General features: G+C 51.8%; 18 protein-coding genes. 12 read left to right on the forward strand and 6 right to left on the reverse strand.

From position 1 onward, the window contains the following. Nucleotides 1–2 precede the first annotated feature (2 nt). Nucleotides 3–905 (reverse strand): SPFH domain-containing protein, encoded by a 903-nt coding sequence (locus HA050_RS13905; protein ID WP_166827259.1) that lies wholly within the window; start codon nt 903–905, stop codon nt 3–5. 312 nt (nt 906–1217) lie between these two features. Here HA050_RS13905 and HA050_RS13910 point away from each other — a divergent pair, with 312 nt between their 5' ends. From HA050_RS13910 to HA050_RS13920, 3 genes are all read left to right on the forward strand, one after another. Continuing rightward, the gene (locus tag HA050_RS13910; protein ID WP_166827261.1) at nt 1218–2450 is read left to right on the forward strand and encodes a TIGR03862 family flavoprotein; all 1233 of its coding nucleotides are present in this window, start codon (nt 1218–1220) and stop codon (nt 2448–2450) included. A gap of 106 nt (nt 2451–2556) precedes the next feature. Then, nucleotides 2557–3024, forward strand: a complete 468-nt coding sequence (locus tag HA050_RS13915) for a hypothetical protein (protein WP_166827264.1) — start codon at nt 2557–2559, stop codon at nt 3022–3024. Nucleotides 3025–3712: 688 nt separating this feature from the next. Continuing rightward, nucleotides 3713–5416: a methyl-accepting chemotaxis protein gene (locus tag HA050_RS13920; RefSeq protein WP_205836438.1), complete on the forward strand. Its 1704-nt coding sequence runs from the start codon at nt 3713–3715 to the stop codon at nt 5414–5416. A 117-nt stretch (nt 5417–5533) separates the two neighbouring features. Here HA050_RS13920 and HA050_RS13925 read toward each other — a convergent pair whose 3' ends face one another. The 5 genes from HA050_RS13925 to HA050_RS13945 form a co-directional block, all read right to left on the reverse strand. Beyond that, nucleotides 5534–6886, reverse strand: a complete 1353-nt coding sequence (locus HA050_RS13925; protein ID WP_166827265.1) for an efflux transporter outer membrane subunit — start codon at nt 6884–6886, stop codon at nt 5534–5536. Between the two features lie 2 nt (nt 6887–6888). Beyond that, complete coding sequence (gene macB / locus HA050_RS13930; protein WP_166827268.1) at nt 6889–8841, reverse strand: macrolide ABC transporter ATP-binding protein/permease MacB; 1953 nt, start codon at nt 8839–8841, stop codon at nt 6889–6891. A gap of 2 nt (nt 8842–8843) precedes the next feature. Continuing rightward, a complete protein-coding gene (gene macA / locus HA050_RS13935) occupies nt 8844–9995 on the reverse strand; it encodes a macrolide transporter subunit MacA (protein WP_166827270.1) in 1152 nt (383 codons plus the stop codon). A gap of 117 nt (nt 9996–10112) precedes the next feature. Then, a complete protein-coding gene (locus tag HA050_RS13940; RefSeq protein WP_166827273.1) occupies nt 10113–10451 on the reverse strand; it encodes an antibiotic biosynthesis monooxygenase family protein in 339 nt (112 codons plus the stop codon). Nucleotides 10452–10558: 107 nt separating this feature from the next. Next, nucleotides 10559–11689: a cytochrome P450 gene (locus HA050_RS13945; protein WP_166827276.1), complete on the reverse strand. Its 1131-nt coding sequence runs from the start codon at nt 11687–11689 to the stop codon at nt 10559–10561. Between the two features lie 120 nt (nt 11690–11809). Here HA050_RS13945 and HA050_RS13950 point away from each other — a divergent pair, with 120 nt between their 5' ends. The 9 genes from HA050_RS13950 (at nt 11810) to HA050_RS13990 (ending at nt 21467) form a co-directional block, all read left to right on the forward strand. After that, complete coding sequence (locus HA050_RS13950; protein ID WP_166827279.1) at nt 11810–12496, forward strand: ArsR/SmtB family transcription factor; 687 nt, start codon at nt 11810–11812, stop codon at nt 12494–12496. A 22-nt stretch (nt 12497–12518) separates the two neighbouring features. Continuing rightward, a complete protein-coding gene (locus HA050_RS13955) occupies nt 12519–13664 on the forward strand; it encodes a sugar diacid recognition domain-containing protein (protein WP_166827282.1) in 1146 nt (381 codons plus the stop codon). A 147-nt stretch (nt 13665–13811) separates the two neighbouring features. Next, complete coding sequence (locus HA050_RS13960) at nt 13812–15068, forward strand: GntP family permease (protein ID WP_166827285.1); 1257 nt, start codon at nt 13812–13814, stop codon at nt 15066–15068. 15 nt (nt 15069–15083) lie between these two features. After that, nucleotides 15084–16232, forward strand: a complete 1149-nt coding sequence (locus HA050_RS13965; protein ID WP_166827288.1) for a glycerate kinase — start codon at nt 15084–15086, stop codon at nt 16230–16232. Between the two features lie 224 nt (nt 16233–16456). Then, entirely contained in the window at nt 16457–16783 is a 327-nt protein-coding gene (locus HA050_RS13970; RefSeq protein ID WP_166827291.1) for a hypothetical protein, read from the forward strand. A gap of 110 nt (nt 16784–16893) precedes the next feature. Next, nucleotides 16894–18237: a tRNA (N6-isopentenyl adenosine(37)-C2)-methylthiotransferase MiaB gene (gene miaB, locus HA050_RS13975; protein WP_166827294.1), complete on the forward strand. Its 1344-nt coding sequence runs from the start codon at nt 16894–16896 to the stop codon at nt 18235–18237. A gap of 223 nt (nt 18238–18460) precedes the next feature. Beyond that, complete coding sequence (locus HA050_RS13980) at nt 18461–19078, forward strand: UPF0149 family protein (RefSeq protein ID WP_166827297.1); 618 nt, start codon at nt 18461–18463, stop codon at nt 19076–19078. 68 nt (nt 19079–19146) lie between these two features. Beyond that, nucleotides 19147–20118: a PhoH family protein gene (locus tag HA050_RS13985; protein ID WP_166827300.1), complete on the forward strand. Its 972-nt coding sequence runs from the start codon at nt 19147–19149 to the stop codon at nt 20116–20118. Between the two features lie 548 nt (nt 20119–20666). Beyond that, on the forward strand, nt 20667–21467 hold the full coding sequence (locus HA050_RS13990) for a hypothetical protein (protein ID WP_166827303.1): 801 nt from the start codon (nt 20667–20669) through the stop codon (nt 21465–21467). Nucleotides 21468–21473 lie beyond the last annotated feature (6 nt).

The raw sequence follows: 21473 nt of genomic DNA on the forward strand, positions 1-21473 counted from the left end.
CTTTAATTAGCTTTACCCACACCGATCATGGCGGTTGTATTCGTCCCAAGGCTGGTGGTTGGCAGCTGACCATTCCACTTTTCTATCCACAAAGTCTGATTTTTAAGCTGAGCTGCTTCTGCGCCATATTTCTTGATCGCCTCCCCCACCACTTCCAGGGCACGGGCATCACCCTGCGCTTCGGCAATTTTTGCATCCGCCTGCCCTTTGGCAACGGCCACGGCATTTGCAGCATCAGCAAGGTTTTTTCGCAGCATGGCTTCGGATCTTAAAGCTTCTTGTGTGGCTTGCAGCTTGGCATTGATGGCCGATTGGATATTGGATGGCAGCCGCAGCTCGTTCACAAAGCCAAATTGCTCGACCATGATGCCGTAGGTGTTCATTTCATGATTTATCTTGGCGCGTACTTCTTCGGCCAGCTTGATTTTTCCCCCGGCCAGCAAGCCCTCTGCATCGTATTTGCTGCCGTAATTATTCAGCGCATTACGGATACCATTACGGATAATCTGGCTGGTGATTTCTTCATAGCCGCGCTTGTACTTTTGATACAGAACCGGCGCTTTGCCCGAATCAATACTGTATGAAATGCTGATATCGGCATTGATCACAATGCCGGAAGCCACCTGAAAATTCATTGATTCATCCGTAGGCGAGCCTTCCGAAGCGGATTTGGTCCAGGTGTAGGTTTGAGTAAAGGTTGGAAACTCGACCACGCTGGTACCGATGCCGATCAAGTGCCAGCCACTGGAAAGCGGCACAGGCTCGACCTTGCCATCAATCCGGTTAAACTCCACCCCCACATGATTGGCCGAAACCGAGGCCACAAAAATATGTAAAGAAAAAAACACTAAAACCGCAACAGCAAACCCAATCACAATCCGAAGATGCTGCAATATACCGTTCATCATTTGCTCTTTTAAAGGAGTGATCCAACAAAAAAACCCGCCGCCGTTTATGAATACAGCATGCTTGCCGCCTTTATACGCTTACGGTTTCTTACACACAACAAACGAAATAAAAAAACAACACTAAAGACCCCAGAGTAATGTCAATTTATGCCGCCTATATACGGCGCACTAATCTGCTAAAATACAGCGCATTCATGCTATGCCACTGATAGCTGCAGCCACTTTTAATCAGGCTGCCTCATTTCTCATTAGCCCGCTCTGCCGCCCCATCTCGATCAGATTTGGGAGCCCTTACCGTAAGGCCCTTTCATGACCACTGCTTCTACTCCCCGCAAATCTGTCACCATTATTGGTGGCGGCCCTGCCGGCCTTATGGCCGCCGAAATCCTTAGCCAAGGCGGAGCAGACGTAGATATTTTCGACGCTATGCCATCGGTAGGGCGTAAATTTTTGCTGGCTGGTGTGGGTGGCTTAAATATCACTCACTCTGAAGCTGCAGAACCATTTTTAGCCCGCTATGACAAGCGCAGTAAGGAGCTGCAGCCGATACTGGCCGCCTTTGGCAACGAAGCTTTGCAAGAATGGGTTCACGGCCTTGGTATTGAAACCTTTGTAGGCAGCTCTGGCCGGGTCTTTCCAAAAGAAATGAAGGCAGCACCACTATTGCGTGCATGGATTTCCAGATTACGCAGCAGCGGCGTGCGTATTCATGTGCGCCATCGCTGGCTGGGCTGGAATGAAGCAGGACAAATGCGTTTTGCAACACCAGAGGGCGAAATCAGCCACAGCAGCGATGCCACCATTCTGGCCTTGGGCGGCGCAAGCTGGGCCAAGCTGGGGTCCGACGGCCTGTGGCAGCCGCTGCTGGCAGAAAAAGGCATCGATATCGCGCCTTTAGAGCCTGCTAATTGCGGCTTTGATATTGGCTGGAGCGATCACTTAAGCGAACGCTTTGCCGGCACGCCGCTAAAAGCCGTTGCCATTGAATTTAAAGGCGTGCGTAAACAAGGTGAATTTGTACTGACTAAGGGCGGTGTGGAGGGCAGCCTGATTTACACCTTCTCTGCGGCTTTACGTGATGAAATCAAAGCCAATGGCTGCGCCGGCATTCTGCTGGATCTGGCCCCGGGAAAATCACTGGAGCGCGTATTGGAAGACCTGAAGCGCCCGCGCGGTGCGGACTCCATGGCCAGCCATTTGCGCCGCAAATTAGGCATTGAGGGCGTAAAAGCGGGCCTGCTGCGTGAAGAAATTTCCCGCAATGATTTTAACGATATGAATAAGCTGGCCGCTGCCATTAAAGGCCTGCCGCTCAAATTGCTTGCCACGCGGCCAATAGACGAAGCCATCAGCAGCGCGGGCGGCGTGCGCTTTGAAGCAATAAACCCGGAGCTGATGCTGGAAAAAATGCCCGGCGTATTCTGTGCAGGTGAGATGCTGGACTGGGAAGCCCCCACCGGCGGCTATTTAATTACCGCCTGCCTTGCCAGCGGCAGACAGGCTGGGCTGGGTGCTTTGGCCTGGCTGAATCAAACGAAGTAAATTCAATGGGCCAGCTCAATCACCTGAGCAGCCCAGGCATTAGTCCAATCCGCCTTAATACGTCTTTTTATATTCACAGCCAACATCCTGACAATAGTCGTATTTCTTGTTTAAGATTATGATATATGCCAGATGCAATAGCGCAGAAACAGATAACTGCGCTATTGCATTACCCATTCACATATTGAGCAGGCTTAGCGTGAAGATCAGGACCATCTGCTGTGTATTTATACTCTGTTCATCAATTGCTCAGGCAGAAGAGGCAAAACAAGATGATGGGCAAATTCTTGTCGGCGGGGCAATTGCTCAATGGACAAAGTGTATCAGCAGCGAATTAACTGAAAAAATTCAATTCATTGCTTCCCCCGCCTATATTGCTGAACAAATACTTGAGCAATGCGACGGGCACTATTTAAAACTAAAGCAACTGATGCTCAGCGATATGATGGAAAGAAACCATCATCAGGACGATAAAAAAACAGAGCAAATCGTGCTCAATAGCCTGCAAGACACCAAAGATAATCACCGGGCAAAAATCATTTCTTTAGTGATCACTCATCGCAGGAACAAGTAGCAGCACTGCATTTAGCTTTTGCACTACGGCATAACCAGCGTTAATGTACGATTTAATCGAAAACGATTTAGAGGAATACTGCGGCGTTTTAAAATAGCAAAATAATAATGCTTACCGTTCATCAATAACCACAGCACTTATTTTTGGTATTGCGAGGCTGCCCGTTCAAAGACACAAGCTGCTTGTTTTTGGCTGGTGTTTGATATTTGTTATATGTAAGCTTAAGCAATAATACCTTGTGCCTAAGATGCCAGATTCAAAATACACTTCCTAGCCTAACACCACTCTATCGCATTATTTATTGAGCCAGCGCCCCAATTTACATACAAAACCAGCCTGGCCAGGGCAAAAACTCTGCTACCTGAGCTGATTTTTTGAATTTATGGCGTATTTTATGCTTACTCAATATTCAGTCTGACGGCAGCGTCCTCCACAAAACCTCTTTGCCAGATTGCTTTTTGCTGTGCAAAACAGCCTTAAAAACTTACAAAAAATCAATTTACTCAAACGGCTTATTTTTGTAAGTAAAACCTTAAAACCCAACAATGACGCCATTAAGCGCAAAAAACCTGCGTAAGGTTAATTTACGCTCTGATGACCTGCTGTCAGTAAAATAAAAATCCTGCCCTTTAGTTATCAGCGCTCAACCATAGTAAGCATGAACGGTAACCCCAAATGGTGGTGTGCAATGTCTTCCTTCCAAAAAAATCTAATGGCGTCTATCGGCTGTTTAATTACGCTCGTCATCTTGTTTGCCATCTATGTCGGCCTGCATTTGCGCGTGGACGACGCCCATTTGCAACGCTACCAATCCTATTTACTGGCCGATGAACTACGCCAGTCTTCAGATGATTTAACCCGGCTGGCACGCACCTATGTAGTTTCGCGTGATCCTGCTTACGAAAAACAATATATGGATATTTTGGCGATCCGTAATGGCGAAAAAGCACGGCCAGAAAACTACAACCGTATCTATTGGGATTTTGTGGCCGCCACAGGCAGCGCACCAAGGGCAGACTCCGCAGTAAAACGCCCTCTCTTAGAAATGATGAAAGAGCTGGGTTTCACCGATGAGGAGTTTGGCAAGCTCACTGAAGCCAAAAAGAACTCTGATGGGCTGGTAAACACCGAAGTAGAAGCAATGGGTCTCGTCAAAAAAACGGGGGAAGGTGCAGAAGAGGGCTACGCCAAGGCCCGGGCCATGATGCATGACAAGACTTATCACACCAATAAAGCCAAAATCATGCAGCCTATTGACGAGTTTTACACCCTGTTAGAGGCACGAACGGCAAAGGCAGTGCTCGATGCCAACCAACTTGCAAGCATCGCTAAAATCATCTTTATTCTGGTGGGAATCTCGACCCTATTTATGCTGTGGCGCACTTTTGTGGCCCTGCGCAATACCATTGGTGGCACGGTAGAAGAGGCAAGACAGCATATTTCCTATATGGCAGGTGGAGATTTTGCCCACCGCATAGAAATGAGCGGGCGCATTCCCGATAGTTTTCTGGCTCTCATGGGGGATATGCAACTCAAACTCAGCCATATCATGCAGCAAGTTTCACATGCAGCCCGGGAAATAGAACAAGGCGCAAATGCCATTGGCAATGCCTCTGATGAGGCGGAAGATTTAGTTAAAAACCAATCCAGCTCGATGCTCGCCATGCGGGAAACCGTGCAACAGCTGGTAGCCAGCATTAATCAAATATCGGGCAGCGCCAGCAATGCCAGTGACATGACAAAGATCTCCGGCCAAGCATTAAACCGTGGCGATCAGGTCATCCGTGAAACAGTAGACAGCATCAAAACCATTGCCGCCACCGTGCAGGAAGCCTCTGGCAGTGTTGCCATGCTCACCGGCCATGCCCAGCAAATCTCTGTGATTGTGCAAGTCATCCGGGATATTGCCGACCAAACCAATTTACTTGCCCTCAATGCGGCCATCGAGGCAGCAAGGGCGGGCGAGCAAGGACGTGGCTTTGCCGTTGTTGCAGATGAAGTAAGAAAACTGGCCGAACGCACCGCCAGCTCCACACAGGAAATTACCGAAAAAGTGCGCAAAATTCAGGAAGGCACCGAATACACAGCAGTGCATATGAATAATGGTGTAAACAAAGTAGAAACAGGCGTAGAGCTGGCCTGTCGTGCAGGCACGGCCATCGAAACCATCCGTGTTGATGCCGGGGTAATGGGGGAAGTGATTAGCGGGATCAGTAGCTCGCTGCATCAGCAATCTCAACAGGCAATTAAGGTGGTCGATAATATCGACCGTGTTTCACAGCTATCCTCTGCCAGCAGCAGTGCAGTAGAAAAAGCTGCTGGCAACGCTCGTCACCTGCGCGAGTTATCAAAAGCACTATCCGTAGAAATGCAGCAGTTTCATTTGGTTTAATGCCAAATCAATAACAACATCGGCCGCAACATACGTTTAATGTACTTGCCCCCTTTTAAAAAAAAGGGGGGTTGCAGCACTGTGGTACGACTTAATGTGTATGGATACTTATGCCCCCTACTCCACCGCCCCGCCCAAAGCTTTATAAATGGCCAGCAAATTACTCACCTGATCAAAGCGATTTTGCAGCAGGCTGGTTTGGGCGTTGCGGCGACGGGCGATGGCGTCCAGCCAGGGCTGGATATCCGTAGCCCCTGCTTCAAAACGTGCCTGAGCGATGCCATCCAGCTTAATTGCTAGCTGCAAAGATTGAGTCAACTGTTGATTTTGTTCGTCAAGACGAGACCGGGCATCCAGTGCCTGCTCCGTTTCGGCCAATGCCTTATAAAGCCCTTGCCTGAATGTAGTGAGCTGTTCTTCATACTGGCTGCGGCTGATGTCTAAATTCAGCTGATGCTTTTCCCAATCAAAAAAAGGCAGTGCCAAATTTAAGCCTGCAGATGCAACAGGGTTCTGAAATAGCTCGGCTAAGGCTGCGCTGCTGCTACCTAAGCTGGTGGTCAGCGAAAAGCTGGGGTAAAACGCAGCTCTGGCCACATCAACTTGCGCAAGGCTGGCCCTTAATCTGGCCTCCAGCGCCTGTAAATCAGGGCGGCGGCCCAGCACTTCGCCAGGAACACCTGCCGCAATCACAGGTAAATCACCCTGCGGCAAGCTGGCTCCAGCCAGAGTGAAGCTCTGCGGAGGCCGGTCAAACAATAAACTCAGGCTATAAAATGCTGCTTTTCTTTGTTGTAAAAGCTGGGTGTGATTAGCCTCTTCACTTAATAAACTTTGTTCAGCACTGAGTACCTCGCTTTTTGCCAAAGCCCCAGCCTGATTTTTAGCCCGTGCAATCGCCAACACCTGCCGCTGCTGCTGCAAATTAAGCGTGCTGGCGGCCAGTTTTTGATCCAATAGCGCAATCATCCAATATTGGCTGGCCACCGATGCAGAGATCGATAATTTAAGTGCCTGCCTGTCGGCCTCAGTGGCAATACGCTCTTCTCTGGCTGCGGCTCTGTCACCCGCCAAACGCCCCCACAGATCAAACTCATAGCTGGCCGTGCCCGACAGGTTGTAGCTCTGACGATTCACCACGGGATCAAAACTGCGATTCACACTGCCGCCACCACTACCACTCAAAACCGGCAAGGCCGCGTGCTCGCTCACACCCTCTCTAAGATGCGCACGGCGTAGCCTGATAGCCGCCACAGATAAATCGGCATTGCTTTGCAAAGCATCGTCAATCAGTTGGGTCAGCTGGGCATCGTGAAACGCCAGCCACCACGCTCCACGCTGAGGGTTTGCCTGATGATTCTGCTCTGTCCATTGGTCGGGAAGTGCAGGCAAAGGAGCACTGGGGCTTGGGCTAAGCAAAGAGCCGCAAGCACTGAGTAACACGGTGGATAATAAGATTATTTTTTTCATTTTTATTCTCGCGCCAAGGCTTCAATCGGGTTTAAACGCGCCGCATTGCGCGCAGGCATAAAGCCAAAAAACACCCCAATCAGCGTCGAGCAAATAAAGGCCGCAACAAAAGAGCCAAGAGAGAAAATCATTTTCCAATCGGGCAGGATCAAAGCCAGCAAAGTGCCAATAGCCAATGAAATTGAAACCCCAATCACACCGCCAATCAGGCAAACCAGCACCGATTCGGTTAGAAACTGCTGCATGACATCGCTTTGCCTTGCGCCCACCGCCATCCGAATACCAATTTCACGCGTTCGTTCGGTTACCGACACCAGCATAATATTCATCACACCTATCCCCCCCACTACAAGGGAAATCAGCGCAATCATAGAGAGCAGCAAAGCGAGCATCTGACTGGTTTGTTCAATCGTTTTAACAATACTATCCATATTGTTAATAAAGAAATCCTTGCTGCCATGGCGCAAAGTCAGCAGTTTCTCGATACTTTGCTCAGCAGCGGCAGAGGATTGACCATCCTTGATGCGTACCGTGATATTGTTAAAATATTGCTGCCCAAACAGGCGATTAGCCGTAGTGGTATAGGGTAGCCAAACTTGCAAAGATTGCCCGCCACCGCCAAAAGCACTCTTATTTTCTGCCGTCACACCAATCACCGTGGCCGGCAGATTGCCCACTAAAATCACCCGCCCTATGGGGTCCATCCCCTTTGGAAAAAGTTTGCGCTGGGTATTGTGATCAATCACGACCAGCTGAGCTTGAGCCGTCACGTCTTCACTATTAAAAAAGCGGCCCAGCTCCGGCTTTAAACCACTAACCCGGAAATAATATTCGCCCACCCCGCTCACACTGGCCCCAATATCCAAGGATCGATGGCGCAGCCGCAAGCTGGTGCTGGTACTTGGGGTGACACTATCTACAAAAGGCATCGCTTGCAGCGCATGAATATCCCCGGGCAACAGGGAGCGCAAACTGCCCGCTCTATCGTCCCCCCAGTCTTTTCCGGGGAAAATGCTCATCGTATTGCTGCCAATTTCGCCAATATTTTGCAGAATCTTGCGCTTAGCCCCTTCGCCAATCGCCACAATCGATACCACCGAAGAAATCCCGATCACGACCCCCAGCATGGTAAGCAGGGTGCGCATCCGATTGGCCGACATCGCCCGCCAGGCCATACTTAAAGCCGCTAGAAAACGATCTAACACAACTCTTGGCGATATGACTTCCCGCCGGTGTGGCGCAATTTTCCCTTCCACCACCACATCCACCGGCTTACTGTGATCGCTGATGATGCGGCCATCACTGATCTCTACAATACGCTCGGCGCAATCCGCCACTTTATGATCGTGGGTCACAATAATCACGGTATGGCCCTGCGCGTGCAGCTCACGCAGGATATTCATGACTTCTTCGCCGCTATGGCTATCGAGCGCACCGGTTGGCTCGTCAGCCAGAATCACTTCCCCGCCATTCATGAGCGCGCGGGCAATACTTACCCGCTGCTGCTGGCCACCGGACAACTGGCTGGGGCGGTGCTCAAATTTATCGTTTAAGCCAAGGCGGCTGAGCAAAGATTTGGCTCTGTCCTGCCGCGCATCCTTAGCCAGCCCCGAATACACCGCCGGCATTTCCACATTGCCCTGCGCCGATAAATGCGGCAATAAATGGTAGCGCTGAAAAATAAAGCCAAAACGATCCCGCCGCAGCCCCGCCAGCTCGTCACTATCAAAGCCGGATACGTCCCGGCCATTCACCAGATAAGTGCCAGACGTTGGCTTATCTAAACAGCCCAGAATATTCATCAGCGTGGATTTGCCCGAGCCAGATGCGCCCATAATGGCCACCATTTCACCGGCATGGATACACAAATTCAGCTGGTTCAGCACCACCGCCTCACCATCACCAGCTGGGAAGCTGCGTACAATATTGGCGAGTTCCAATAAGGGTTTACGCAAGGCTATGCTCCAACCGTGACTGAGGTTTCTGGTTTACTTAAGGCCGCATCACCTGTGACCACCAGATCGCCTTCTTTTAAGCCATCGAGCACTTGCACCTGCACATTATTATTCAGGCCCGTTTTAATCTGCTTATCAACCGCAATGCCATCCGCGCCCACCACCCGCACGGTGTAGCGGCCATCTTTAGCCTTTACTCCAAGCGCAATGGCAGGAATCGTTAAAACACTTTTAGCGTGATCAAGCACAATGGCTACCTGTGCCGTCATATCCTGGCGCAGGGCGTGTACCGGATTAGGCACTTCAAACAGCGCATTATAAAAAATGGCGTTGTTTACTTTCTCTGGTGTGGGCTGAATGGCACGCAGCTTGCCGTAATAACGCTTATCAGGCTGGCCCAGGGTAGTGAAATACACGGTCTGCCCGGCACGGACTTTCATCACATCCGCCTCGGAAATCTGCGCTTTCACAGTAATGGTGTCTAAATTGGCCAGGGTTAACAGATTGGGCGCTTGTTGCGCCGCAATGACGGTCTGCCCCTCTAAAGTTGTAATCGCCGCCACTTCGCCATCAATGGGCGCCAGGATGCGGGTGTAGCCAAGACGGGTTTTTGCCGAATCGAGCGTGAGCTTAGCTTTTTTAATATCGGCATTGCGTTGTGCCAAATCAGACTGCAACGTTCTGAATTTTAAACCCGCCTCTTCCAGCGCCTGCTTAGATGTTGCCTCACGGCTTAGCAGGGTTTGCTGGCGGGCATATTCTGTTTTTGCCTGCTCCAATTGCAGCTGGGTTGATTGCATTTGCGCGAGCAAGCCTTCCAAAGAAGCCTCGGCATTGAGTGCTTCGTTTTGTGCCAGCTCCGGATCAATCGTCGCCAGCAATTGGCCTTTTTTGACCCGATCACCCAGCTCGACCTCCAGCTTTTGCAGCTGGCCTGAAACCTGCGCACCCACGTCCACCTTGCGAAAAGCCTGCAAAATACCAGTGGCCAGCACTGCATTTTCAATATCGGCCTTAAGCACCTTCGCCGTGGTGTACTGGGGAGCGGCCTTACTGGGAAAGAAAATCGCCTTTACTCCCCAGCCAAGCACGAGCAGCAGCAATAAAACCATGGCGGTTTTGAACCAGGACCAACGTTTAAACTTCCAAGCCATCGCGTTTTCTTCCTGCCAGTCTGATAAAACAAGACGACTAGCATAACATTCGATGCAATCAACCTCTGTCGTAAAAAAGTAGCAAGGCTGCATACTTTTACGACAAAACACCCCCATTCAGCCGTGCATGACCAAGCTATCCTCCGGCGCCTGATCGCGCTCATTCAAACCATAATCCCGTGTCACCGCTGCCACACGCAGGCGGTAATCTGCAAAAACCTGCTGGCGGCCAAGCGACTGCGCAGCTCTGTGCTGCCCACTACAGCGCCAGGCTTTTACTGCCGCTTCATCTCGCCAGAAAGACAAAGACAACAGCTTATCCGGCTCGCTCAGGCTGCTAAAACGCTCTATCGAGATAAAGCCATCCTGCTCGGCCAATTCACTGCGTAAACCGGCAGCAATACTTAAATAATCCTGCATTTGCGCAGGCCAAACTTCAAAAATGACAGCAATCATAGGGAGTCCATTTAATAAGAAATGTTGCACAGCGACCCCCAACTCTTAAACCACTTAGGCACCAGAAAAAAGGAGGTTCACGGAGAAAAACAAGTTCGGAATGAAAGCTAAATCACATTTTCCTGATGGCTAATAAACCTGGGAATTCGCCCATTGACTGAGGCTTGGTATCTCCATTGCATGGGCCCTGCCATACCCACTTGCGCCAGGTAGTCGCTCAAAACAGCCGTGGTTATTTTGATTGCCAGCGCCTGCCCGGGGCAGCTGTGCCGGCCATAGCCGAAGCTCAGGCTGCGGTGATCGGTGCGGCCTTGTGCAAAATCATCGCCCTTTGCGTTAAAGGCAGCATCACGATTAGCCGCCGCCAGGAGCAGCAGCACAGCATCGCCTTTGCGCAGCAGCTGGCCGTTGATTTCCAGGTCTTGCACCACAAAACGCCTGGTGTTTTGCACCGATGGATCATAGCGGGCCACTTCCTCTACAAAGGAAGTCAGAGGCAAATCATCCGACATCCCTTGCTGCTGCAGCGCAATCAGGCAATTGCCAAGCAGACCCGCCGTGGCTTCATAGCTTTGTGTCAGCAGGCCAATCAAATTAGCAAGTAAAACTTGGCGATCGATGCCTTCAGAATCTTGCAAGAGATTCGCCAGCACACTGCCTTGCGGTACATCCCCCTCCAAAACTCCTGTGAAATGCGTCAATAAACACTGCGCCGCCACGCTTGCCCTGGCCAGATCTGCATCGCGGCTTAATGGGGAAAGACAAGCCACAAAATCGGCAAGCCAGCCCATTATTTCGGGCTGGGTCTCTGGCGCAAAGCCCAGCAAATCGGCCAATACGGCCACCGGCACAAAATGGCAAAGCGCGTGCAAGTCGCATTCCGCTCTGCGCCATTTTTTAACCAGCTGTGGCAAACACGCCGTATCAACCAAGGCTAAGCTGCGCCCGATAGCCTGCTTTAAAGGCAGATGCGCCTGCCCCTCATTCATCCGAATCAGCCGGGCAAATACTTCAGCCGCTGGCGTTCCAACAATTGCAGCAGGGACCGGCTCGTTTGGCGGGCGCACCACACAATGCGGACTTTGCATCAGCTGCATAATCAAATCTGCCCTGCTCACCACCCATATTTTGTGCTCCGCATCAAAGAAAACAGGAGCTTCATTTCGCAGTGCTGCGTAATAGGGATAAGGGTGTTCATGAGCTGCCGCAACCAGCGGGTTAATCCTTGCAGAGGGCATCGCATTCCATCCATGCTTGTTTAATCATGGCGATATTGTGTAGATTGCCCGCACCGCTTACTTCGCTCCGGAGCGAAATATGAAATACGCCCCACTATTCAACACGCCCTGGAGCTGACCATGGAAGACACCCGCCTGGCCAGCGTTGCCGCCGCCATTGCCGAACCAGCCCGGGCCAGAATGCTTTGCAGTTTGCTCGACGGCAAAGCCCGTACCGCAACCGAACTGGCCATCGTTGGGGAAGTGAGCGCATCCACCGCCAGTGCCCATTTAGCACGGCTAAAAGCCGAGCAACTTGTCAGCATGCTGACCCAGGGCAGGCATCGTTACTACCGCCTGCATAACCACGATGTGGCATCGGCGCTCGAAGCGCTGCTATTAATTTCAAACACGCCCAAAGCGCCATTTAGCCCCAACACGCCTCATTCTTTGCAAGCAGCGCGCACCTGCTACGACCATATGGCGGGGACGGTGGCAGTGCAATTACACGATCGCTTATTTGCTATGGGCTGGCTGCTCGCCTGCGATAACAATGCATCCCACTATGTTTTAAGCGGACAAGGCCAGCAGGCCCTCAGTAAACTGGGCATAGATTTGCCTGAGCTGGCAAAGAAACGCCGCCGTTTTGCCTGCGCCTGCCTCGACTGGAGCGAGCGCAGCCCACATCTGGGCGGCGCACTCGGCGCGGCGCTGCTGCAGCTGGCCAAAAAACGCGGCTGGGCAGAGCAGGATTTAGACAGCCGCCGCCTGCAAATCAGCCGTGCAGGCCAAAATGTGATGAAAGATATTTTTGGCATCACGATTTAAACCCCTTACCTCCAGGCCCGCTATGTCTCTGCTCAATGCCGCTCTTGCACAAGAAATCGTTAATCGCACCATGGCGATTATTGGCAGCAATGTGAATGTGATCGATGCCTCGGGCACGGTGATCGGCAGTGGTGATGCAGAGCGGCTGGGCAAGCAGCATGAAGGCGCTTTGCTGGTGTTATCTCAGCAGCGCACTGTAGAAATTGACGATGCCATGGCGCAGCAGCTGCACGGCGTGCGCCCCGGTGTGAATTTACCTTTGCGCCTTGCCGGGCAAATTGTGGGCGTGGTCGGCATCACAGGCCAGCCCGATGCGGTGCGCCACTATGGCGAGCTGGTGCGGATGACAGCTGAAATGAGCCTGGAGCAAGCAAGGCTGATTCAGGCCTTGGGGCGAGACACCCGCTACCGCGAAGAGCTGGTTTTGCAACTGATCAAAGGCGAAGCCGCACCGCATTCAGACCTGGAAGCCTGGGCGCAAAAGCTGGGCGTCGATATCCAGCGCCCGCGCGTAGTGGCGGTAATTGAAGTAGACAGCGGCACGCTGGGTATTGATGCGGCATTGGCCGAGTTACAAGAGCTGCAAACCCTGCTGAGCACACCAGAGCGCGATAATCTGGTTGCCACCGTTTCTTTAACCGAATTAGTGGTACTCAAACCAGCACTGGATCATCAGGGACGCTGGAATCCGGAAGAGCACCGGCTGCGCGTACACGATTTACTCACGCGGGTCGCCAGCAAAAGCAGGCTGGGAGTACGCATCGCACTGGGGCAATATTTTAGCGCGACCAATGCAGTGGCGCTGTCTTATCAAAGCGCCATCACCACCCTAAAAATCGGCAAAACACGCAAACCGGAGCAGGCCTGTTTTTTTTATCAGGATTTAAGCTTGCCGGTGCTGCTGGCCGGATTAAATTCAGGCTGGCAAGCCGCACAACTGCGTATTCCGCTTAAAAATCTTGAGCACCAGGATAGCAATGGCCAGCTGCGTAAAACATTACAAGCATGGTTTTCCTGCGATACCCGACACGTAGAAACAGCGCAGTTTTTGCATATTCACCGCAACACGCTGGATTACCGCCTCAGCCGGATTGAGGCCATTACCGGCCTTACCCTCAGCAAAACAGACGAGCGATTTTTGCTCTATGCCGCTTTGCAAATTGCATAGAAATAAACCATATGTAATAAAATCCAAAAATTACACTAATAACCTTAGTTATTTTTATGCATCCGCACGAAGATATCCCCTCACAGGGCGTTTATCCTGTTCAACATCCGCTATCTGCAATACCAGCCTGAACAGGAGTTTCAAGCGATGGAAGTCAGCACTTTTGGGGCGCTCAGTGCGCTCGTTGTTGCCATTTTTCTGATTTTACGAAAAGTGCCGCCCGCCTACGGCATGATCGTTGGCGCTTTAGTTGGCGGGATTGTGGGTGGCGTGGATTTATCCAGCACCGTTAATTTAATGATGGGTGGTGCAAAAGGCATCATCCCTGCCGTGATGCGGATTCTGGCCGCCGGGGTATTGGCAGGGGTATTGATCGAATCAGGCGCGGCAGCCAGTATTGCCGATACCATCGTCAAAAAAGCAGGCGAAACCCGTGCGCTCCTGGCCCTGGCAATCGCCACCATGATTTTAACCGCCGTTGGCGTATTTATTGATGTGGCGGTGATTACCGTAGCCCCGATTGCCCTCGCGATTGCGCGCCAGGCCGACCTGTCCAAAATGGCGATTCTGCTGGCCATGATCGGAGGCGGTAAGGCAGGCAATGTGATGTCGCCCAACCCGAATGCGATTGCAGCGGCCGATGCTTTTCATGTGCCGCTCACCTCGGTAATGGCGGCGGGGATAGTGCCGGGTTTGGTTGGCTTAGTGGTTGCCTATTTCATTGCCAAAAAGCTGGCCAATAAAGGCAGCAAAGTAGAGGCCAGCGAAGTAGTTGCTTTTGACCGCAAAGCCCTGCCTTCCTTTTCCACCGCAATAGTTGCCCCGCTGGTGGCGATTATCCTGCTGTCGCTTCGGCCCGTATTTGGCATTGTGATCGACCCGCTGCTCGCCCTGCCCCTTGGCGGCTTGCTCGGTGCGCTGGCGATGGGCCGCTTTAAAGACAGCAATCAATTTGCCGTAGCGGGCTTGGGCCGCATGGCTCCGGTGGCGATTATGCTGCTGGGAACGGGTACCTTGGCCGGGATTATCGGCGCGTCCAGCCTTAAAACGGTACTGATCGAAGCGCTGCAAAGCTCCGGCCTGCCAGCCTATATGCTGGCCCCGATATCAGGTGCGCTGATGTCGCTGGCTACCGCATCCACCACCGCAGGCACTGTGGTTGCGTCGCAAGTATTCAGCAGCACCCTGCTTGAGCTTGCCGTCCCTGCTCTTGCAGGAGCCGCCATGATCCACGCGGGCTCTACCGTGTTTGATCATATGCCGCACGGTAGTTTCTTCCACGCCACGGGCGGTGCGGTCAATATGAGCATCACAGAGCGCCTCAAAGTGATTCCTTACGAAACAGCAGTCGGTTTGTCGATTACGATTGTCTCTACGCTGATTTTTGGTGTGTTCAAATTTTAAGTATTGGAGTTGATGATGAAAATTGTAATAGCCCCCGACTCCTACAAAGAAAGCCTCTCCGCGCTTGAAGTGGCCACGCAGATTGAAGCCGGTTTCAAAGAAGTACTGCCCGATGCGCAATATATAAAAGTGCCGGTAGCCGATGGTGGCGAAGGCACGGTGGAAGCCATGGTCGCCGCCACGGGCGGGCGAATTATTCTGCAAACCGTCACCGGCCCGCTGGGTGAATGTGTTCCTGCATTCTTTGGCTTATCTGGCGATGGCCATACCGCGATCATCGAAATGGCGGCGGCCAGCGGCCTAAGCCTCGTGCCGCCTGCATTACGCAACCCCATGCTCACCACCAGCTACGGCACCGGCGAGCTGATTCTGGCCGCGCTGAATCACGGCGCAAGACATATTATTCTGGGCATAGGCGGCAGCGCGACGGTCGATGGCGGCACAGGCATGGTGCAGGCTTTAGGCGGGCAGTTTTTAAATGCAGCAGGCAAGCCGCTGGCTTTTGGCGGCGCAGATCTGGCCCAACTGGCAAAAATCGACCTCAGCAGCATTGATAAGCGGGTTCAGGACTGCAAATTTGAAGTGGCTTGCGATGTAGACAATCCACTTATAGGCGGGCAAGGCGCCGCCGCTATCTTTGGCCCGCAAAAAGGCGCAACACCTGAAATGGTCGCCCTGCTCGATGCAGGCCTTGCCCATTACGCCCGGCAAATCAGCCAGCATTCAGGCATTGAAGTGGCACATGCCAAAGGGGCGGGTGCTGCGGGTGGAATGGGCGCGGCGGCCCTGGCATTTTTAAATGCCAGCCTGCGTCCCGGCGTAGAAATCGTACTGGAATCGGTGCAATTTGCCGCTCTGTTGCAAGACGCAGATTTAGTCATCACCGGCGAGGGCCGCATGGACAGCCAGACCATACACGGCAAAACGCCTATGGGCGTGGCACAAATGGCCAAGGTATTTGATATCCCCGTGATTGGCATCGCAGGCTGCCTCAGCCCTGATGTAGGCGTGGTGCACCAGCATGGCATTGAGGCCGTATTCAGCGTACTCAACCGCGCCGTATCGATTGAAGAAGCACTCGCTCATGCCGCAGAAAATGTTAGGCTCTGTGCCAGAAACATCGCCGCCACCATAAAGCTGGCGCAATGCTTGCCTAAGATATAACAACCAGCGGGCAGGCACCCAACCGGGTCTGCCCGCTGAAGCGCCATGCCCTTCGTAAATCCAGCATTCCAGCCATGGTTTTGCTGCAGAAAGCCTCTTATTTACCAGCAGAAAACCCCTGATCCGCGCAATAAATCCAGTTTTCACACTCACGTAAATCAGTCTAAGCTTTCAATACGCCCGCTAGCTTGTTAGCATTGCGGGTTTTACCAGCGGGAATCCCCATGCCTAAGTTCTTGTTTTGGCTAGCGCTTGCCATCAGCAGCCAAAGTTACGCCGCTCGCATTCTGCCCAATCAAGGCCAGTTAGGGGACCTGCAAGCTGCAGCGCTGCCCGAAGTTAAAATTGATGGCAAGCTCTACCGAACCGCGCCCGGGCTAAGAATTTACGGCACCAATAATGCCCTGATCATGCAGAATCAAACCCCGCAACAAGCCCCGGTCTGGTATCAGTTTGAAGCAACTTCCGGCAATATCTGGCGAATCTGGCTGCTTACCAATGATGAAGTCGCCACCATAAAAGCCCGCCCGAAAACGACCATCTTTGAATAATGAATCTCAGGTACCCGCGACAGGGCGATTCCTGCCTTTGAGCAGTCCGATAAGCAAATGCAATACAAAGAATGAATTTGAAGTAAAACTAACAATCAGAGCATGTATCAATGAGCAAGAAAGTATTTATTAAGACCTTCGGTTGCCAGATGAACGAATACGATTCGGACAAAATGGCCGACGTATTGCACGCGTCCGAAGGCTTAACACAGACCGACAATGTTGAAGAAGCCGATGTGATTTTGTTTAACACCTGCAGCGTGCGCGAAAAAGCGCAGGAAAAGGTGTTCTCAGATCTGGGCCGCGTAAGGGAGCTCAAGCTTAAAAATCCAAATCTGCTGATTGGCGTAGGCGGCTGTGTGGCCTCGCAGGAAGGCGCGGCGATTGTGAAGCGTGCGCCCTATGTGGATATGGTGTTTGGCCCGCAAACACTGCACCGCCTGCCTGATTTAATTGCAGAACGCCGCAGCAGCGGTATCTCTCAGGTGGATATTTCTTTCCCTGAGATTGAAAAATTCGACAATATGCCGCCAGCGCGCGTTGAAGGCGCAACAGCCTTTGTATCCATCATGGAAGGTTGCAGTAAATATTGCTCGTTCTGCGTCGTGCCTTACACCCGCGGCACCGAATTCAGCCGTCCGTTTGAAGAAGTACTGGCCGAAGTGGCAGGCCTTGCCGCGCAAGGCGTAAAAGAAATCACCCTGCTGGGGCAAAACGTTAACGCCTATCGCGGGGCTGTTGAAGAAGGGGAAGATGGCGAGGTGGCCGACTTTGCTACCCTGCTTGAATACGTGCACGAAATTCCTGGCATTGAGCGCATGCGCTACACCACCAGCCATCCGCGTGAAATGACGCAGCGGATTGTGGATTGCTACCGCACCTTGCCTAAACTGGTTTCCCATTTGCATTTACCAGTGCAGGCTGGATCGGATCGCGTGCTGGTGAATATGAAGCGCGGCTACACCACGCTGGAATTCAAATCGCTGGTACGTAAGCTTAAAGAAGCCCGCCCGGATATTTGCCTCAGCTCCGACTTTATTGTGGGCTTTCCTGGCGAAACCGAAGACGATTTTGAACGCACCATGAAGCTGATTAACGATGTGGGCTTTGATGCCTCATTCAGCTTTGTTTACAGCCGCCGCCCCGGCACGCCTGCGGCCGATTTACCGGACGATGTGCCTGAAGAGCTGAAACTCACCCGCCTCAGACGCCTGCAAACACGCATCGACGAGCTGGCGCTGGACGTCAACAAAAACATGATCGGCACGGTGCAACGCGTGCTGGTAGAAGGTATGGCGCGTAAAAACCCTGAGCTGCAAGAGCTGGCAGGCCGCACAGATAACAACCGCATTGTTAACTTTGCCGGCAACCCGCGCCTGATCAATCAGTTTGTAGAAGTGCTGATTACCGAAACCTTCCCGCACAGCCTGAAAGGCGAAATTGTGGTGAAGTAATCAGGCTTTAAGCTGCCAGGCCACAGGAAGAAACAAGCGTTTCTTCCTGTCCTTCGCTTGTTTATTTTTGCTTAATCACTATGATTGGGCTGAATCAGCTTGTCAGCCCAACTAAGCCTTATAAGATATTAATTACTGCGACGATTGTCATCAACGCGCCCGCCAAAAGTATTAGGATATAGGCCTTGCCTTACCCTGATACGCATTACCCAAGGAAAACACCATGCTATCGCCAAAAGATGCTGAACTTTTTGCCGTACTAAGCGACGACGACCTCGACCTATTGGCCGATTTTTTAGAATCTGATGCCGCCCCGGAGCAAGCAATGGATTTATCCATGCTGCATGGCTTTTTAACCGCGCAACTAATTGGCCCGGAAGAAATCCCTGCAGATGAGTGGTTTGCTCAGGTTTGGGGTGAAAATGGCGAGCGCCCAAAATTTGCTTCAAATGCAGAGAAAGAAAAAATTGAAGGCCTTATTCTGCGCCTCTATAACCAGCTGATGGACGAACTGGCCGATGCTGAAAACGCCTTCAGCCCGATTGTGTATGTGGATGAAGAAAGCGGCCAGGATATCTCGCAGCAATGGTGCTACGGCTTTACGCTGGGTACATCGATGAACCCGGATGCCTGGCAGGAAATGATGGACGACGAAGAATACGCCCAGCTTGTCTATCCGATTCTGGTTTGCGCCGACGACGAAGGCCGCGCCAATCTGGAAAGCGATGGGCAAGATATGGCCGAATTCGAACACGAAGTGGCCGCATCTCTCGTCGATATTATTCCGGAAATCCGCGACTTCTGGATTGATCGCCGTGGTGTTCCAAAGCTAAAACACTAATTCCGCTATGCCAGCCGCGGGCACGGTCGTGCCCGCTTCTATCCTGATCTGCCCTCGGTGAATCGCTTTTGAATAGCCAAATCATTCATTTCACGCCTGTTGATAACCGTCGCCTTGCCAACCTGTGCGGCGCTCTTGACGAAAATCTGAAACAAATCGAAACCGCGCTCGATATCACGATCGTCAGGCGCAATGAGCAGTTTCGTGTCAGCGGCAGCGCCAAAAACTTGCAGCAAGGAATTACGCTGCTGGAGCATTTTTACGCCATGGCTGAAGAGCCGCTGGAGCGGGATGATTTACAGCTCTCCATTATCGAGCACACGCAAAACACCGCCCCGGCTTATATCGAAGAAAACACCACACCGCTGCGCACCAAGCGCCATGATTTACGCGGCAGAACACCCCGCCAGACGATCTACATCAAAGCCATTCAGGATCACGATATTACTTTTGGCATTGGCCCCGCCGGCACAGGGAAAACCTATCTGGCTGTCGCTTGCGCTGTCGATGCCCTGGAGCGGGATCTGGTTAAACGCCTGGTGCTGGTTCGCCCGGCCGTAGAAGCAGGTGAAAAGCTCGGTTTTTTACCCGGCGATTTAGTACAGAAAATCGACCCTTATCTGCGCCCGCTTTACGATGCACTCTATGATTTAATGGGCTTTGATAAAGTCACCAAGCTGTTTGAAAAAGGCATTATCGAAATCGCCCCGCTGGCTTTTATGCGCGGCAGAACGCTTAACAACAGCTTTATTATTCTGGATGAAGCTCAAAACAGCTCTCCCGAACAAATGATGATGTTTCTGACCCGTATTGGCTTTGGCTCAAAAGCGGTAATCACGGGCGACCCAACGCAGATCGACCTGCCCAAGCACCAGAAATCCGGTCTGATCGATGCACAGGATGTACTCGCCGATATCAAGGGCATCGCCCTGCACCATTTCACCAGTGAAGACGTGGTTCGCCATCCCTTAGTGCAAAAAATCGTCAACGCCTACGCAAAGAAAACTCAGGAACGTGAAGTGGCAAGGCGTAAAGAATAGCACCGGGCTTTCTCAAAGCCTGAGATTGCAAGCCGGGGAGAAATGCTGAGGAATGAATGCGCGGGATGCTTCATTTCATTCCTTAGCTCTCACAGGCCCCAGGCATCTGTAATATGGGCCCGCTTTTAGACCACCACGCTGCACATCAAGCCCGTGCCCTGCACTTTATCTCAGGTCAAAACATCAACCCTGGGATGCTGTAATGCTTACAAACGAGTGAAAGTCATCAACCGCAGCCCCTCCCCAATGGCGCGTTATATGTGAAAAATATCGGAAATTAAGCAGAAATTACAACAACTTGCCCGATACAAGCATCACAAAGCAATATAACGGGATAATTTGCTGTTAAATACACAAGTCTGAAATAGCTTGTCAGCTTGCGGCCTGCAGACAATCTGATCAATGCAACACACAAATCAACGCCCCCCCCTGGCCATGCAAGCTTTGATCCGTACCGAAACACCGTTTTCCCGGTATCTGCTTGAGTAGAGTCAAACTGCGCGCTCAAGAATATTTAAACAAAAGCCTGACTTTGGAGAATATTTCTAATGCAAACGCCCCACAAACACCACAACGTCCGCCAGCTATCTCTCAGCCTTTTTGCCAGCCTGGCACTGAGTTTGCCTGCATGGGCCAACAACCAGTCCCTGCCCAAAGCAGGGCAATACAATGCCAATAACAAACTGTTTGAACGCACCCTGGTGATTACAGAAAATGGCCAGTTTTCTCTGGAAGTTTCTGGCAAGTCAGCCGGAACAAATAACCGTTCCGGATCAGGCGAAGGTAAACTCAAAGCTGTGGGTGAAGGCTGGCTATTCAATGAAGGCAACTGTCAGATGCTCCTGACCCCGGCCAAAGATGGCTTATTAATGCAAGTTGATGGTTGTTCTGGCAATTGGGGCGATGTGATGTTTAATGGCCTCTACCAGTATGGCAGCGCCAGCGCTGCATCCAGGCCTGCGGCCAACAGCAACCCTGCAGTGAATCCCAAACTGGCGAAAACGTTCAATTGCCAAAATCTGGAATTTAACAATGCAGGGATTCCAAACTGGCTGGCGAAGATGGCCAATGTGCCGCTGAATCAGGTTTTTGGCACCGAGCTAAAAGTTGCAGCGGGCTACACCTTCCAGGGCTTACCGGTACAATCCGCGATCCTGTTTGAAAGTGAAGTGCCTTTTCTGGCCATGCTGGTAGACGCAGACAAGGCGGCATTAACGGCAGCGGTTAAGAAATCCAAACAACAGAAAAACGCCGGCGTGGCACGCTTACGCAAAAATGGCGAGTTATCGACGGAAGGTTTTGCAGGCAAGGGGCCAGAAGCGTTGTACATCAGTTGTGCCGAGCGTTAATTTACA

Origin of the sequence: Iodobacter violaceini (assembly GCF_011601265.1) — a bacterium.
Taxonomy (GTDB): domain Bacteria; phylum Pseudomonadota; class Gammaproteobacteria; order Burkholderiales; family Chitinibacteraceae; genus Iodobacter; species Iodobacter violaceini.